This is a genomic window from Limosilactobacillus mucosae, from assembly GCF_046939755.1.
In the GTDB taxonomy this organism is placed as follows: Bacteria; Bacillota; Bacilli; order Lactobacillales; family Lactobacillaceae; genus Limosilactobacillus; species Limosilactobacillus mucosae_A.
In genome coordinates this window covers 43,564-56,485 of the sequence record NZ_JBKZAY010000007.1, presented here as the reverse complement: position 1 = coordinate 56,485, position 12,922 = coordinate 43,564, and the positions used below count along the sequence as shown (strand labels likewise).

At 48.1% G+C, this 12,922-nt stretch carries 14 protein-coding genes; 11 read left to right on the top strand and 3 right to left on the bottom strand.

Translation table 11 applies throughout. The features are described 5' to 3' along the window. The first annotated feature begins 8 nt into the window (after window positions 1-8). On the top strand, window positions 9-446 hold the full coding sequence (gene dtd, locus ACLUWI_RS04025; RefSeq protein WP_412146242.1) for a D-aminoacyl-tRNA deacylase: 438 nt from the start codon (window positions 9-11) through the stop codon (window positions 444-446). Between the two features lie 128 nt (window positions 447-574). Here the strand turns inward: dtd and ACLUWI_RS04020 are convergent, their stop codons facing one another. Beyond that, window positions 575-1,426 carry a fructosamine kinase family protein gene (locus ACLUWI_RS04020; RefSeq protein WP_412146241.1) on the bottom strand — a complete coding sequence of 284 codons (852 nt, stop codon included), beginning with the start codon at window positions 1,424-1,426 and terminating at the stop codon, window positions 575-577. Between the two features lie 20 nt (window positions 1,427-1,446). Then, the gene (locus ACLUWI_RS04015; RefSeq protein ID WP_412146240.1) at window positions 1,447-2,319 is read right to left on the bottom strand and encodes an N-acetylmuramoyl-L-alanine amidase; all 873 of its coding nucleotides are present in this window, start codon (window positions 2,317-2,319) and stop codon (window positions 1,447-1,449) included. Window positions 2,320-2,662: 343 nt separating this feature from the next. On the opposite strand from ACLUWI_RS04015, the gene hisS reads away from it, so the two are divergent. Further along, on the top strand, window positions 2,663-3,955 hold the full coding sequence (gene hisS / locus ACLUWI_RS04010) for a histidine--tRNA ligase (protein WP_412146239.1): 1,293 nt from the start codon (window positions 2,663-2,665) through the stop codon (window positions 3,953-3,955). Between the two features lie 6 nt (window positions 3,956-3,961). After that, window positions 3,962-5,740, top strand: coding sequence for an aspartate--tRNA ligase (aspS, locus tag ACLUWI_RS04005; RefSeq protein ID WP_412146238.1), 1,779 nt, complete (start codon window positions 3,962-3,964; stop codon window positions 5,738-5,740). 722 nt (window positions 5,741-6,462) lie between these two features. On the opposite strand, the gene ACLUWI_RS04000 is transcribed toward aspS, so the two are convergent. Further along, window positions 6,463-7,107: a site-specific integrase gene (locus ACLUWI_RS04000; protein WP_412146237.1), complete on the bottom strand. Its 645-nt coding sequence runs from the start codon at window positions 7,105-7,107 to the stop codon at window positions 6,463-6,465. 99 nt (window positions 7,108-7,206) lie between these two features. Here ACLUWI_RS04000 and ACLUWI_RS03995 point away from each other — a divergent pair, with 99 nt between their 5' ends. The 8 genes from ACLUWI_RS03995 to recO all read left to right on the top strand — a co-directional run bounded on the left by ACLUWI_RS03995 (window position 7,207) and on the right by recO (window position 12,691). Then, window positions 7,207-8,109 carry a deoxyribonuclease IV gene (locus tag ACLUWI_RS03995; RefSeq protein ID WP_412146236.1) on the top strand — a complete coding sequence of 301 codons (903 nt, stop codon included), beginning with the start codon at window positions 7,207-7,209 and terminating at the stop codon, window positions 8,107-8,109. 142 nt (window positions 8,110-8,251) lie between these two features. After that, window positions 8,252-8,437, top strand: coding sequence for a 30S ribosomal protein S21 (gene rpsU / locus ACLUWI_RS03990; RefSeq protein ID WP_033935611.1), 186 nt, complete (start codon window positions 8,252-8,254; stop codon window positions 8,435-8,437). Between the two features lie 78 nt (window positions 8,438-8,515). Beyond that, window positions 8,516-8,962: a GatB/YqeY domain-containing protein gene (locus ACLUWI_RS03985; RefSeq protein ID WP_347953078.1), complete on the top strand. Its 447-nt coding sequence runs from the start codon at window positions 8,516-8,518 to the stop codon at window positions 8,960-8,962. Between the two features lie 180 nt (window positions 8,963-9,142). Beyond that, window positions 9,143-10,102, top strand: coding sequence for a PhoH family protein (locus ACLUWI_RS03980; RefSeq protein WP_412146262.1), 960 nt, complete (start codon window positions 9,143-9,145; stop codon window positions 10,100-10,102). Next, entirely contained in the window at window positions 10,102-10,584 is a 483-nt protein-coding gene (gene ybeY / locus ACLUWI_RS03975) for an rRNA maturation RNase YbeY (protein ID WP_270359281.1), read from the top strand. The genes ACLUWI_RS03980 and ybeY overlap by 1 nt, the downstream gene beginning before the upstream one ends. Beyond that, window positions 10,562-10,966, top strand: coding sequence for a diacylglycerol kinase family protein (locus ACLUWI_RS03970; protein WP_412146235.1), 405 nt, complete (start codon window positions 10,562-10,564; stop codon window positions 10,964-10,966). The genes ybeY and ACLUWI_RS03970 overlap by 23 nt, the downstream gene beginning before the upstream one ends. A 13-nt stretch (window positions 10,967-10,979) precedes the next feature. After that, entirely contained in the window at window positions 10,980-11,888 is a 909-nt protein-coding gene (era, locus tag ACLUWI_RS03965; protein WP_347963470.1) for a GTPase Era, read from the top strand. 14 nt (window positions 11,889-11,902) lie between these two features. Further along, window positions 11,903-12,691 (top strand): DNA repair protein RecO, encoded by a 789-nt coding sequence (recO, locus tag ACLUWI_RS03960; RefSeq protein ID WP_412146234.1) that lies wholly within the window; start codon window positions 11,903-11,905, stop codon window positions 12,689-12,691. Window positions 12,692-12,922 lie beyond the last annotated feature (231 nt).

The window sequence follows — 12,922 nt, the reverse complement described above, 5'->3', positions numbered from 1 at the left end:
GTGATTAAATGCGTGTCGTATTGCAACGAGTCAATCATGCTGCCGTTAGCATCGATGGTGAAACGGTAGGCCAGATTCAAAAAGGCTACCTGCTGTTGGTCGGCCTGGCACCGGAAGATACTGATGAGCAGTTGGACTGGATGGTACACAAAATCGTCAACCTGCGTGTTTTTGAAGATGAAAACGGCAAGCTGAACCGAGCCCTGGCTGATGTGGATGGGGCGATTTTGTCGATTTCACAGTTTACCCTGTATGCTGACGTCAAACATGGCAATCGGCCTGGTTTTTCAAAAGCTGCCAAGCCCGAAATTGCCGAACCATTGTATGATCGCTTCAATGAAAAGCTGCGCGCGGCCGGCGTGCATGTTGAAACCGGTCGTTTTGGCGCTGATATGAAAGTTGAGTTGGAAAACGACGGTCCGGTTACGATTCTTTATGAAAAATAATTTTTAAAAAGCGAGCAGCGGTTAGACCGTTACTCGCTTTTCATTTGCAATCAAATTCTTTAACGGCAGGTCAACGGCAACTAGAACTAAAGCGGCCTGTCAAAAGACAATGCTGCTTGAATCGATGATTAATAGCGCTCCAAAATGCCGTCAACTGCTGGGCCATAAGTTTCGCCAAACAAGATCAGATGCATGCACAGATAGTAGAACTGATACCATGGCAGTCGCTCATTGACCCCTTTTGCCAATGGATATTCCTGCTGATAGGCTTGATAAAACGCAGGTTCAAAGCCGCCAAAAATCGTAGTCATGGCCAGATCAAACTCACGATCGCCATAGACGGCATCCGGATCAATCAGGACTGGCTGTCCGGTACCATCAAACATATAGTTGCCTGCCCAGAGATCGCCATGTAAAAGACTGGGGATGATCTGGTGGTGAGCATAATAGTCACTAAAGGCCTGGCGCATCTTTTGGTAATGGGTCTCGCGCCAGTCGTTCCAACGGCCGTTTTTCTTTGCAACGGCAATTTCGGGATCCAGTCGCTGCTTGAGATAAAAATCGCGCCAGCTGTCATTCCACGCGTTGTTTTTAACCAGCGCTTTGGTGGTATGATTTTCATAAAAGCCGAACTGTTTGGCGTGCTGGGCGTGCATTTTGGCAACTGCTCGCCCTAGATCAGCCTGCGAGCCGCTGCCGCTTTCCAGCCATTCAAGCACCAGATAGGCATCGCCTTGAATCTGTCCTTGAGCAAGCGGCGCCGGTGTTTTAACGAGCGCGCCAATTTCTTCCAGACCACGTTTTTCGTGATCAAAATAGTTGGCCGGATGATGCGGCTGGACCTTTAAAAAATAGGTTTTTTGATCAGCCTTGATCTGGTAGGCAGCATTGATGTCACCGCCAGCAACCGGCTGACAATCTTCAACCTGGCGAAACGGTAATTGACTAAGCCATTTTTGATTAAGCTGATATGTAGACATGAAACCAACATCCTTTCTGTCTAGTTTTTAAAGTAGTCATTTAATCCCTTGGCGATGTCGCGGGCCACCTTTTGCTGATAATCGGCGTTTTTGATCTGATTAAAGTCTTTGGTTGAATTGATGTAGCCCATTTCACAAAGGACGGCCGGCCGAGTATTGTCACGAATGACCAGAAAGTCGCCAAACTCAATTCCGCGATTGGTCAATGGCAGGTTGTTCATCTGCTGATTCAGTGCCTTGGCCAGTTTTTTGGACGCGCCTTTATGATAGTAGTAGGTCGTAAATCCCGAGGCCTCGTTGCGAGCCGGTGAAGAATCGAAATGGAAACTGATGAAGGCGTCGGCATGCATGCTTTCGGCAAGGGCAGGCCGCGGCTTGAGGCCAACGTAACGATCTGAGTCGCGCGTCATGATGACATGCGCGCCCCGCAGCCGCAATTCTTGAGCAACGCGATTGGCCAGCTGCAGCGTATAGGTTTTTTCCATATAGCGCTTGCTGGTGCTGTTTTTGTATTCGGCACCGGAGTCAGAACCGCCGTGGCCAGGGTCAATTACGATTGTTGCCTCGGAAAGGTTTGAGACGTGTTTGAGATTGCTTTTGGGATGAACCAGCCAGCTGGCGACCCAGCCAAACCGCTGATCGCTTAGCCGAATCTTGTACCACGAGTTGCGCGTTTTGAGAATCGTCACGCGCTGGCCTTTTTTAACGGTACCGATCGTGGCATAATCCAACCCTGGGCCAGTCCGGACGTTGAGGCCGCTGGTTTGAATGGTGGTCGTCCGCGAAAACGTCAGCGCGACCACCATGACAATTGCAATTAATGCCATGCTGATCGCAATCAGGACAGCTTTGGCAGGACGGTGAAACTTCAAAATTTTTTGCTCCTTTATCATGAATCATTAAGATAAGTTTAGAAAGCATCAATTGGAAAATCAAGACTAATTCGGGGCTGGCCTATTGACTAAACAGCTCAAGCCTAGTAGGCTAAGTAGGTAATTAAATTTAGAGATGCCGATGAAAAAGAATGTTCGGTCTGCCATAGCTTTTAGCGAGCGGGGAATTGGTGCAAGCCCTGTCGATTGGCTGCCGAGTGACGCTTTGGAGGCAGGGTCATGACCCCGTCGAAGCTACGTTACCCAAGAGTAAACCCAAGGTGGTACCGTGCATTCAAGCACCCTTGCAGCAGCAGGGGTGCTTTTTTAAATCGACTGACTGATCAATTGGAGGAGAGATACAATGCGCTATCAACGCCCAAAAGGCACGGCTGATATCTTGCCGGGCGAATCCGCTCAGTGGGAAGCCGTTGAGAAACTGGCTCGGGAAATTTTCGCGCGCTACGGTTACCGTGGCATTCGCACGCCGATTTTTGAAAACTACAATATTTTTGCCCGTTCGGCTGGTGAGACTTCTGATGTCGTTACTAAAGAAATGTATGACTTTAAGGACAAGGGCGATCGTCACGTAGCCCTGCGCCCAGAAGGTACGGCTGGCGTGGTTCGAGCCTATGTTGAAAACAAGCTGTACGGTCCTGAATACAACAAGCCTTACAAGGTTTACTACATGGGACCGATGTTTCGTTATGAACGGCCGCAGTCTGGTCGGCAGCGTGAGTTCCACCAGATTGGGGTCGAAGCATTCGGCAGCGATAATCCAGCCGTTGACGTGGAAGTAATAACTATGGCGCTGCGCCTGTTCAAGCAGCTGGGCTTAACGGGTCTGCGCGTGGCCATCAATACGCTGGGTGATCAAGAAACGCGTGATACCTATCGTCAGGCATTGATCGACTACTTAAAGCCGCATTACGATGAACTGAGCGAGGATTCTCAAGAACGTCTGGAAAAGAATCCATTGCGGGTTTTGGACAGCAAGGATCCGCGCGACAAGCAGTTTGTTGACGATGCGCCGTCGATTTTGGACTACCTGACTGATGATGCGCAAAAGCACTTTGATCTAGTTAAGGAAATGCTAAACGAGTTGGACATTGACTACACGGTTGACCCAACCATGGTGCGGGGGTTGGACTACTATAATCACACGATTTTTGAAGTCATGGTTCAGGCCAAGTCGCTTGGTCAGGGCTACACGACGATCTGTGGCGGGGGCCGCTACAGTGGATTAGTTGAAGAGCTTGGCGGTCCGGATACGCCAGGGGTTGGCTTTGGGATCGGTTTAGAACGGCTGATGCTTTTGCTCAACGAGGAAGGCCTGCTTAAAAAAGCGGATCCTGACTTAGATGTTTATGTTGTGGGTATTGGCGAGGCAACCAACACGACCAGCTTTAAACTGGTTGAAGCGGCGCGGGATGCCGGTTTTGTTGCCGAACGCGACTACCTGAACCGTAAGCCAAAAGCGCAGTTTAAGACGGCTGCCAAGGAAAATGCCAAAGTTGTTTTGACGATTGGTCAAAAAGAACTGGAAAGCGGCACGGTTCACTTTAAGGTAATGGCCACCGGTGAAGAGACTACTTTACCGTTGGACCGCGTTTTTGCCGATTTTAAAGCCGTTTATCAAGAACAGACAAAGGGGTAATACAAAATGAAGCGTACCAACTATGCTGGCGAGACCAGCGAACAGCAGATTGGCCAAACAGTCGTCGTTAAAGGCTGGGTTGCCAAGCGACGCAATCTGGGTGGCCTGATCTTTATCGACTTGTGGGATCGCTCTGGCATTGTGCAGCTGGTTTTTGATGAAAAAATCGATCCAGCCGCTTTTGAGATTGCCAACCAGGTGCGGAATCAATACGTTATTGAAGCACATGGTCTGGTGCGGGCACGTAAGGAAGTCAATCCCGACATGAAGACGGGTAAAATTGAAATTGAGGTTAAAGAAGCCAATATTCTGGCCAAGTCTAAGCCAATGCCATTTGAAATCGTGGATGACGTTGATGCTTCCGAAGAACTGCGCTTAAAATACCGCTACCTTGACCTGCGCCGGCCTGAAATGATGAAGCGTTTGATGCTGCGGAGCAAGGTTACGCATGTCGTTCACCGCTACTTTGAAAAGAACGGCTTCTTGGATGTCGAGACGCCAGAACTGACGCGCTCTACTCCAGAAGGGGCGCGTGACTACATTGTGCCTTCACGGGTCTACCCTGGCAGCTTCTACGCTTTGCCGCAATCGCCACAGTTGTTCAAGCAGCTGTTGATGGCGGCCGGGGTCGATAAGTACTATCAGATTGCCAAGTGTTTCCGTGATGAAGACTTGCGGGGCGACCGGCAGCCGGAATTTACGCAGATTGATACTGAAATGAGCTTTGCTACGCCAGAAGAGATTCAAGCGATGACGGAAGGGTTGATCAAAGACGTCATGAAAGAAGTCTTGAACATTGACGTTAAGACGCCTTTCCCACGCATGGAATGGCAAGAGGCAATGGACAAGTACGGTACCGACAAGCCTGACACTCGTTTTGACATGCTGATTCATGACATCAGTGATTTGGTTAAGGACAGCTCCTTTAAAGTGTTTAGCAGTACAGTAGCAGCTGGCAACTATGTCCGAGCCATTGTCGTCCCTGGCGGAGCTGACAAGTACTCCCGCAAAGACATCAGCAAGCAGGAAGACTACATCAAGCGCTACAATGCCAAGGGACTGGCTTGGGTCAAGGTTGGCGCGGACGGCTACAACGGTCCAGTTGCCAAGTTCTTAAACGACCAAGCTGCTGAATTAAATGCGGCGCTTGATGCCAAGGAAGGCGACTTGATCTTAATCGTTGCCGGTTCGTTCCATGTGGTCTGCGATTCACTAGGCTACCTGCGCAACCACTTTGCTGAAGAACTTGGCTTAAAAGACCCTAACCAGTGGAACTACGTCTGGATCGTGAACTGGCCAATGTTTGAATATGATGAAGGCTTTGGCAAGTGGATCGCGGCTCACCACCCATTCACGATGCTTAACCCTGAGGATCTGCACTATCTGGAAGATGGCGAAGACCCACACCAGGCGCACGCGCAAAGTTACGACATCGTTTTGAATGGTCAGGAAATCGGTGGGGGTTCCATCCGTATCCATGACCCTGAAATTCAAGAAAAAGTCTTTAAAGCACTGGGCTACAGCAAGGAAAAGGCTCAAGCACGCTTTGGCTTTTTGATTAAGGCTTTGGAACTGGGAATGCCGCCAGAGGGTGGTCTGGCAATTGGTCTGGATCGTTGGGTAATGTTCCTGTCGCAGGCTGACAGCATTCGTGACGTGATTGCCTTCCCTAAGAATTCGAAGGCCGTTGAACCACTGACGGCGGCACCGGCTCGCGTCAGTGATCAGCAGTTGGAAGAGCTGCGTTTGGAAGTCCCAGCTGAAGACGAGGATAAAGAAGACTAACTGAATAGGCTAATCAAAAAAGGATCCGCTGGCTTGGCGGATCCTTTTTTGAGCAAGTTTTGAGGATTTGACGATAATCAAAAGACTTGATGCATCATAGTTCACGAAATCAGCATTGATATTTTTAATGATGCCACCTTGGCTGATAATCATAATATCTTAATGGTGCTATTATACGAAAATTTCTGCATAAAACATATGACAAAATCATCATTACCTACTTTTCGCAAAAATCAATGTATAAGTAGGTAAAAATTAATGTATATGGACTTGGGCATCCTTAACATTACCTACGATTGATCAAAAATTCCTTAATAGTAGGTAGTTCACAAAGTTGGTTTAGCCCAATCATCCTTAAAATATGCATCTTTACCTACTATTTGGAGAAAAACCATTAAAAGTAGGTAAAGTTAGGTTGATCGAGTATGCAATTACCTACTTCTGGCTAAAAATCAGCGCGAAGTAGGTAAATTCAGAGCCGGTGATCGTTTAGGACCGGATTTTCTTCACTAAGTCAGTGATCTTGCAGCCGTCAAGATGCCGTTGAAAATATATTGACAGAACTGCGACCAGAACTTGGAATTTTGAACTGGTCTTAAAACGATCAGCCTTAATCAGACACGCCTGAAGTTGGCTGTGATCCAATAATTAACAAGAAAGCGGCAGTGGATGTAAGCTTATGAAGCTGGTGCGCGCCTTCCAATAGCGGATCCTAACTGCGGTTATTCAAGCTTGAAGTTTCTAACCACCTTATCGAGATCTTCTTGCTCAATTCCTAGATAATGGCGGGTATTGCGTTCAGAGGAGTGGTTGAACAGCTGCGAGATGATTTCGATATTGACGCCATCTTTATACAGCTGACGGCCAAATGTCTTACGAAACGAGTGCGTTCCCAGCTTGGCTACCAGCTTTTCGTTGCCGGTTTTACGTGCGATCCGCTGCAGCATTTGGTAAAAACCGTGCACGGAGAAGTGACCGTCTTGGCGGCCGGGAAACAGCCAATCATTGTCGTCTTTGAAATCCAGCTCGTTTAAGTAGTTGATGATTTCAGCCAGACAGTTATTCCAGTAAAGCGTCTTGGCCTTACCGGTTTTTTGCTCGATGATCCGCGTTTGGGTCTTGTTTTTAACGTGGCCAACTCGCAGTGTCACGACATCAGAGGCGCGCAGTCCGTTGTTGAGCGCAATCGAGATCAAAAGCAGATTGCGATTGACCAATTCGGGACGTGAATATTGGCGAATGGCTTCTTGCAGTTCGTGGTACTCGGCGGTCGTTAAGAACTTGACGTTTTCCACCCAGATCTTGCGGTCGCCTTTTTTTTCGCCATTGATCTTATTTTTGGGAACGTAGATGCGTTTTTTCGCCATAGAAATTCCTCCTTAACAGCGAACGAGTCAATAATTTTATTGTAGCGATAAAATACGCTAAAATAAAGAGACTCGCTTATAAAGAAAGGATGCGATCAAATGCTGATTGGTTCACACGTCAGCCTTAAAGCGCCCAAAATGCTGCTTGGTTCAGCTCAAGAAGCCGCCAGCTATGGGGCCAATACGTTTATGGTTTATACTGGCGCGCCGCAGAATACCAAGCGCAAGCCGCTCGATGAAATGAGAATTCCAGAAGGCCGAGAGTACATTGAAGAGCACGGCTTCAGTCATCTGGTGGTCCATGCGCCTTATATCGTTAATTTAGGCAATACGCTCAAACCGCAGAACTTTGCTTTTGGCGTTGAGTTTCTCCGCCAAGAAGTTGAACGGGCCACGGCCATTGGTGCCACGCAGATTACGCTGCATCCCGGTGCCCATGTCGGTGCAGGAGCCAAAGCAGCCTTACATCAGATTGCGCAAGGATTAAACGAGATCATCACGCCCGATCAAAAGCCGCAGATTGCGATTGAAACAATGGCCGGTAAGGGAACAGAGGTTGGCACCTCGTTTGAGCAGATTGCCGCGATCATGGATCAAGTTGCCTATAACGAAAAGCTCTCGGTAACGTTTGACACTTGTCATACCAATGATGCCGGTTATGATGTTAAAAACGACTTTGACGGCGTCTTGGAAGAATTTGATCATGTCTTGGGCCTTGAAAAGCTGCAGGTCATTCACTTAAACGATTCTAAAAATCCGCAGGGCAGCCATAAAGACCGCCACGAAAATCTGGGGATGGGAACGATTGGCTTTGAGGCGCTCAGTTATATTGCCCATCATCCGCAATTGGAACAGGTGCCCAAGATTATGGAGACGCCATGGGTTCCACTGGCCGATAATCCTAAAAAGAAAGTCGCTCCTTATGGCGAAGAGATCAAGATGATCACAAACAATCAGTTTGATCCAACGTTTGTGGACCGCCTAAGCCATTCTGAAAATTAGTTGAAATTTTTTCAAAAAAGCAGTTGACGCTCTTTTTTGGATTAAGTATAATATCATTCGTAGTGATAAGATTGAAGCAGTCAATTAGACGCTTTTGATCGCAACAGTACGGAATTCTAAGCTCGGAGGGAGGGAATCAACAATGTCAAAGACTATCGTTCGCAAGAATGAATCGTTAGACGACGCTCTTCGACGCTTTAAGCGTACGGTTTCACGGAACGGAACGCTGCAAGAATACCGCAAGCGTGAATTTTACGAAAAGCCAAGCGTAAAACGTAAGTTGAAATCTGAAGCAGCTCGGAAGCGCAAGAACAAGCGCCGTCACTAAAATGCTGCAGCTCCTGGGCGAATGTCTCATTCACCAGGAGCTTTTTTGTATAATTTAGAAAAACGGGAGGAACTTGAAATGAGTCTATTGGATAAGCTGACTAAAGACATGGTTGCCGCAATGAAGGCTAAGGACAAGGAAACTCTGAGCACGGTCCGGATGCTTAAGGCTTCGGTTCAAAACGAAAAGATCAAGCTGGGTCATGAACTGAGCGAAGAAGAAGAAAATTCGCTGTTGGCGCGTGAATACAAGCAGCGCAAGGAATCTTTGGAAGAATTTGTTGCTGCCAAGCGTCAGGATCTTATTGACAAGACCAAGGCTGAAATGAGCGTTGTTGAAAAGTACATGCCAAAGCAGCTTTCTGATGACGAAATCAAGCAGATCGTTGATGAGGCCGTTCAAGCTACGGGAGCTGACAGCATGAAGGACTTCGGTAAGGTAATGAAGTCGGTTATGCCAAAGGTTAAGGGCAAGGCTGATGGCAAGGTGGTCAACCAAACCGTTAAGGATGCCCTGCAAAAATAAGGTATTAATGCACCGGATTGCTGATCAATCAAGCTATTGATCAAGATGATAGGCACTGTCCGATTTGGGCAGTGCTTTTTTTTGCATGTTGCGGTTTATGCGCATTGCAGCCGGCTATGTTATAATTTTTGATGGTATTGATTAAATCAAAAGCAAAGGGGAAATCTTCGTTTGACAGAAATGACTTTTCGCATTGAAAGCCCTGAAGTTGAATTGGGACTTTTGGGTGCGCAGGACAAATTCGTGGTGCTTTTAGAAGAAGGCATGAACGTAACCATCAATCCGTTTGGTACCGATCTGAAAATCAGCGGTGAAGATGAGGACGTTCATCTGACCTATGACGTTTTAGCGCAGCTGGTAGATCTTTTGCATCATGGCATCAGCTTAAGCAGCACGGATATCGTCAGTGCGATGAAGATGGCTCATCGCGGCACGCTGCAGTACTTTGGCGATTTGTACAGTGAAACGATTATTAAGGATCGCAAAGGCCGGTCGATTCGCGTTAAAAACTTTGGTCAGCGCCAGTACGTGCATGCCATCAAGGATAATGACATTACGTTTGGGATTGGACCCGCCGGAACAGGGAAGACGTATCTGGCAGTTGCCATGGCCGTAGCTGCCTTAAAGCGCGGTGAAGTTGAGCGGATCATCTTAACACGGCCAGCTGTAGAAGCCGGTGAGAGCCTAGGCTTTTTGCCTGGTGACTTGAAGGAAAAGGTTGATCCATATCTGCGGCCAATCTATGACGCGTTAAATGAAATTTTTGGCGCCGACCACGTGGAACGCCTGATCGATCGCGGCACGATTGAAATCGCACCGTTAGCTTACATGCGGGGCCGGACGCTGGATAATGCCTTTGTAATCCTGGATGAGGCGCAAAATACCACCAATGCGCAGATGAAGATGTTTCTGACGCGGCTTGGCTTTGGTTCTAAAATGGTCGTCAATGGTGACGTTTCGCAGATTGACTTGCCAAGGGGGACTCGCAGTGGGCTGATCTCGGCACCACGAATTCTGCACAACGTACCCTCAATCGAATTCGTTCAATTCAGCGCGGCGGATGTGGTTCGGCATCCAGTTGTCGCCCGCATCATTACGGCCTACGAAAATGATGAGCAACAGACTTTGGAGAAAAAATAATGGATATTGAAATCTACGACCAAACCGGTGACCATGCCGTCAGCCAAGACCAATTGCAGCTGGCGCACGATATTTTGGAATATGCGGCCAAGTGCCTTGAATTAAAGGATAATACGGAGGTTTCCCTAACATTTGTTCACAATCCGCAAATCAGAGAACTGAATGCTCAATATCGCGGCGTTGATCGGGCGACTGACGTTTTAAGCTTTGCCTTGGAAGACGACAGTGACGACTCACCGATCTTACTGGATCCAGAACTGGCTGCCCAGATCCCAGAAAACCTCGGCGATCTGTTCATCTCGATTGATAAGGTTGGCGAGCAGGCTAAGTTTTTGGGTCATTCTAATGATCGTGAGCTGGGCTTTTTGATTGTCCATGGCTTTTTGCATTTGAATGGGTATGATCATGAAGAAAAAGCCGATGAAGAAAAAATGTTTAAGCTGCAAGAGGAGATTTTAAATGGCTATGGGCTCCCAAGATAAGCATCAGGTCGAAAAAAATCGTCATTTCATCCAGGCGCTGGGACATGCTTGGGATGGAGTCAAAGATGTGGTTAAAAAAGAACGCAACATGCGATTTCATATCGGCGCGGCTGTTTTGGTGATTATCATGGCCTTTGTGATGCAGGTCAGCGTTTTTGAGTGGCTGTGGCTGCTTTCGGCGATCTTTGTCGTGTTTGCGGCTGAGTTCGCCAATACGATCGTTGAGGAGCTGGTTGATCTGGTTGTACATCATCACTATGATCTTGATGCTAAATACGCTAAAGATATTGCCGCTGGGGTTGTCTTGCTAGCGGCTTTTTACGCGGTTTTGGTCGGGCTGCTGATTTTTTGGCCGCGCTTCAAGAATTTGTTAGGCATTTAGGAAGGAAAATAATATGGACAATCCAAATTTTAAATCCGGTTTCGTTGCTTTGATTGGTCGGCCCAACGTCGGCAAGTCAACGCTTTTAAACTATGTCGTCGGCCAAAAGGTTGCCATCATGAGCAACGTTGCCCAAACGACGCGTAATAAGATTCAAGGGATCTACACGACTGATGAGGCCCAGATCGTCTTCATCGATACGCCGGGGGTCCACAAACCGCAGACCAAGCTGGGCGACTTTATGGAGCGCTCAACGCTTTCGGCTTTGGATGAGGTCGACGCGGTTTTGTACGTGGTGGCTGCTGATGAAAAGCGCGGTCCTGGCGACAACTTCATTATGGAACGGCTCAAACAGGTGCAAAAGCCGATCTACCTGGTTGTCAATAAAATCGATAAGGTGCATCCAAACGAGCTGCCGGCAATCGTCAAGCAGTTTGAGGATGGCACGGTTAAGTTTGCCGATGTCGTTCCGGTTTCGGCATTGAACGGCAACAACGTCAATGCTTTGATCAACAAATTAGTCGATCAGCTGCCAAACGGTCCGCAATATTACCCCAGCGATCAGATCAGTGATCATCCTGAACGTTTCGTTATTGCCGAAATGATTCGTGAAAAGGTCTTTATGCTGACGCGTCAGGAAGTGCCGCATTCCGTTGCCGTCGATGTCATGTCAGTCAAGCGTCAAGATGATGAGACGGTACACATCAATGCCAATATCATCGTTGAGCGGCCGGGACAAAAGGGCATCATCATCGGTAAAAAAGGGCAGATGCTCAAGCAAATCGGGACCATGGCCAGAAAAGACATCGAGCATCTGCTGGGCGATCGGGTCTATCTGCAGCTGTGGGTCAAGGTGGTTCCCGGCTGGCGTGATAAGTCGGCAATGCTCAAAGACTACGGTTACCGCAACAACGACTACTAAAAGGAGCTGAGAGCATGGCGCGGGAAAATACTTCCTTTGCCGGCATCGTAATGTATCGGCGCCCATATAAAGAACGCGATCTGCTGGTCAAGTTTTTGACTGACAAGCGTGGTCCCATGATGTTTTTCGTCCGAGGCGGCAATCGTTCGCATGCCAAGATCACCAGCGATATTCTGCCCTTTACCCATGGACAGTATACCGGCTGGCTGGCTGATGATGGCTCGCTCAGCTATCTGAGTGCCGCGCGTGATACGCGTCAATACGTTCATCTGGGCGAAGATCCCCTGCGCAGTGCCTATGCTACCTATATTCTCGAGTTGGTGGACGCGACGTTTGAAGAGGGCCGATCGATTGGCGGTTGGTTTAAGCAAGTGGCGGCCGCACTCGAACTGATCGATAAAGGGCAGGACCCCCAGATCGTGGCTAACGTCTTAGAAGTGCAGTTTCTGCCTTTGCTAGGAGCCGCGCAGACTTGGGATTGCTGCACGATCTGTGGGTTGAACGATCGCCCGCTGGATTTTTCCGAAGCCAATGGGGGGATGCTGTGCAGTCGGCACTGGAACCTGGATGAGCGTCGGTTTCACTTGGATCGCCGGACGGTTGGCTATCTGCAGCTGTTTGCCTCTTTGAATCTGGCGCAGGTCAATCAGATTCAGGTTGATCAAAGCGTTAAAAATCGGTTGCGCTATACGCTGGATCGCATTTATGACGATGAGCTCGGGCTGCACTTAAAGAGCAAGCGGTTCATCGATCAAATGGCAACCTGGGAAAATCAATTGAAAAATCTTCGCTCTGAAAATTGACAAGTGTAAAGTAGTTGTCTATGATAAAAGAGCAACTAAATTTAAATCTAATCGACAATGACAAAGAATCGCTGCTTACAGTCGAACCAAAGCGATCATGGGATGGTGGAAGCCATGATAACGATCAAGCAGCGTGGCACTTTAACAGTCGCTTAATTAAGCTGTTCTGCATGTCTAAGATGCAGAAAAGCAGGGTGGAACCGCGAATTAACTTCGTCCCTGCAATGACCA

Bases quoted from the DNA above. Each gene is read 5' to 3' on its own strand.
- hisS (WP_412146239.1), top strand. From the start codon at position 2,663: ATGCGCTATCAACGCCCAAAAGGCACGGCTGATATCTTGCCGGGCGAA.
- ACLUWI_RS04020 (WP_412146241.1), bottom strand. From the start codon at position 1,426: ATGTCTACATATCAGCTTAATCAAAAATGGCTTAGTCAATTACCGTTT.
- era (WP_347963470.1), top strand. From the start codon at position 10,980: ATGGACAATCCAAATTTTAAATCCGGTTTCGTTGCTTTGATTGGTCGG.
- ACLUWI_RS03985 (WP_347953078.1), top strand. From the start codon at position 8,516: ATGAGTCTATTGGATAAGCTGACTAAAGACATGGTTGCCGCAATGAAG.
- aspS (WP_412146238.1), top strand. From the start codon at position 3,962: ATGAAGCGTACCAACTATGCTGGCGAGACCAGCGAACAGCAGATTGGC.
- ACLUWI_RS03995 (WP_412146236.1), top strand. From the start codon at position 7,207: ATGCTGATTGGTTCACACGTCAGCCTTAAAGCGCCCAAAATGCTGCTT.
- ACLUWI_RS04015 (WP_412146240.1), bottom strand. From the start codon at position 2,319: ATGATAAAGGAGCAAAAAATTTTGAAGTTTCACCGTCCTGCCAAAGCT.
- ybeY (WP_270359281.1), top strand. From the start codon at position 10,102: ATGGATATTGAAATCTACGACCAAACCGGTGACCATGCCGTCAGCCAA.
- rpsU (WP_033935611.1), top strand. From the start codon at position 8,252: ATGTCAAAGACTATCGTTCGCAAGAATGAATCGTTAGACGACGCTCTT.
- ACLUWI_RS03970 (WP_412146235.1), top strand. From the start codon at position 10,562: ATGGCTATGGGCTCCCAAGATAAGCATCAGGTCGAAAAAAATCGTCAT.
- dtd (WP_412146242.1), top strand. From the start codon at position 9: ATGCGTGTCGTATTGCAACGAGTCAATCATGCTGCCGTTAGCATCGAT.
- recO (WP_412146234.1), top strand. From the start codon at position 11,903: ATGGCGCGGGAAAATACTTCCTTTGCCGGCATCGTAATGTATCGGCGC.
- ACLUWI_RS03980 (WP_412146262.1), top strand. From the start codon at position 9,143: ATGACTTTTCGCATTGAAAGCCCTGAAGTTGAATTGGGACTTTTGGGT.
- ACLUWI_RS04000 (WP_412146237.1), bottom strand. From the start codon at position 7,107: ATGGCGAAAAAACGCATCTACGTTCCCAAAAATAAGATCAATGGCGAA.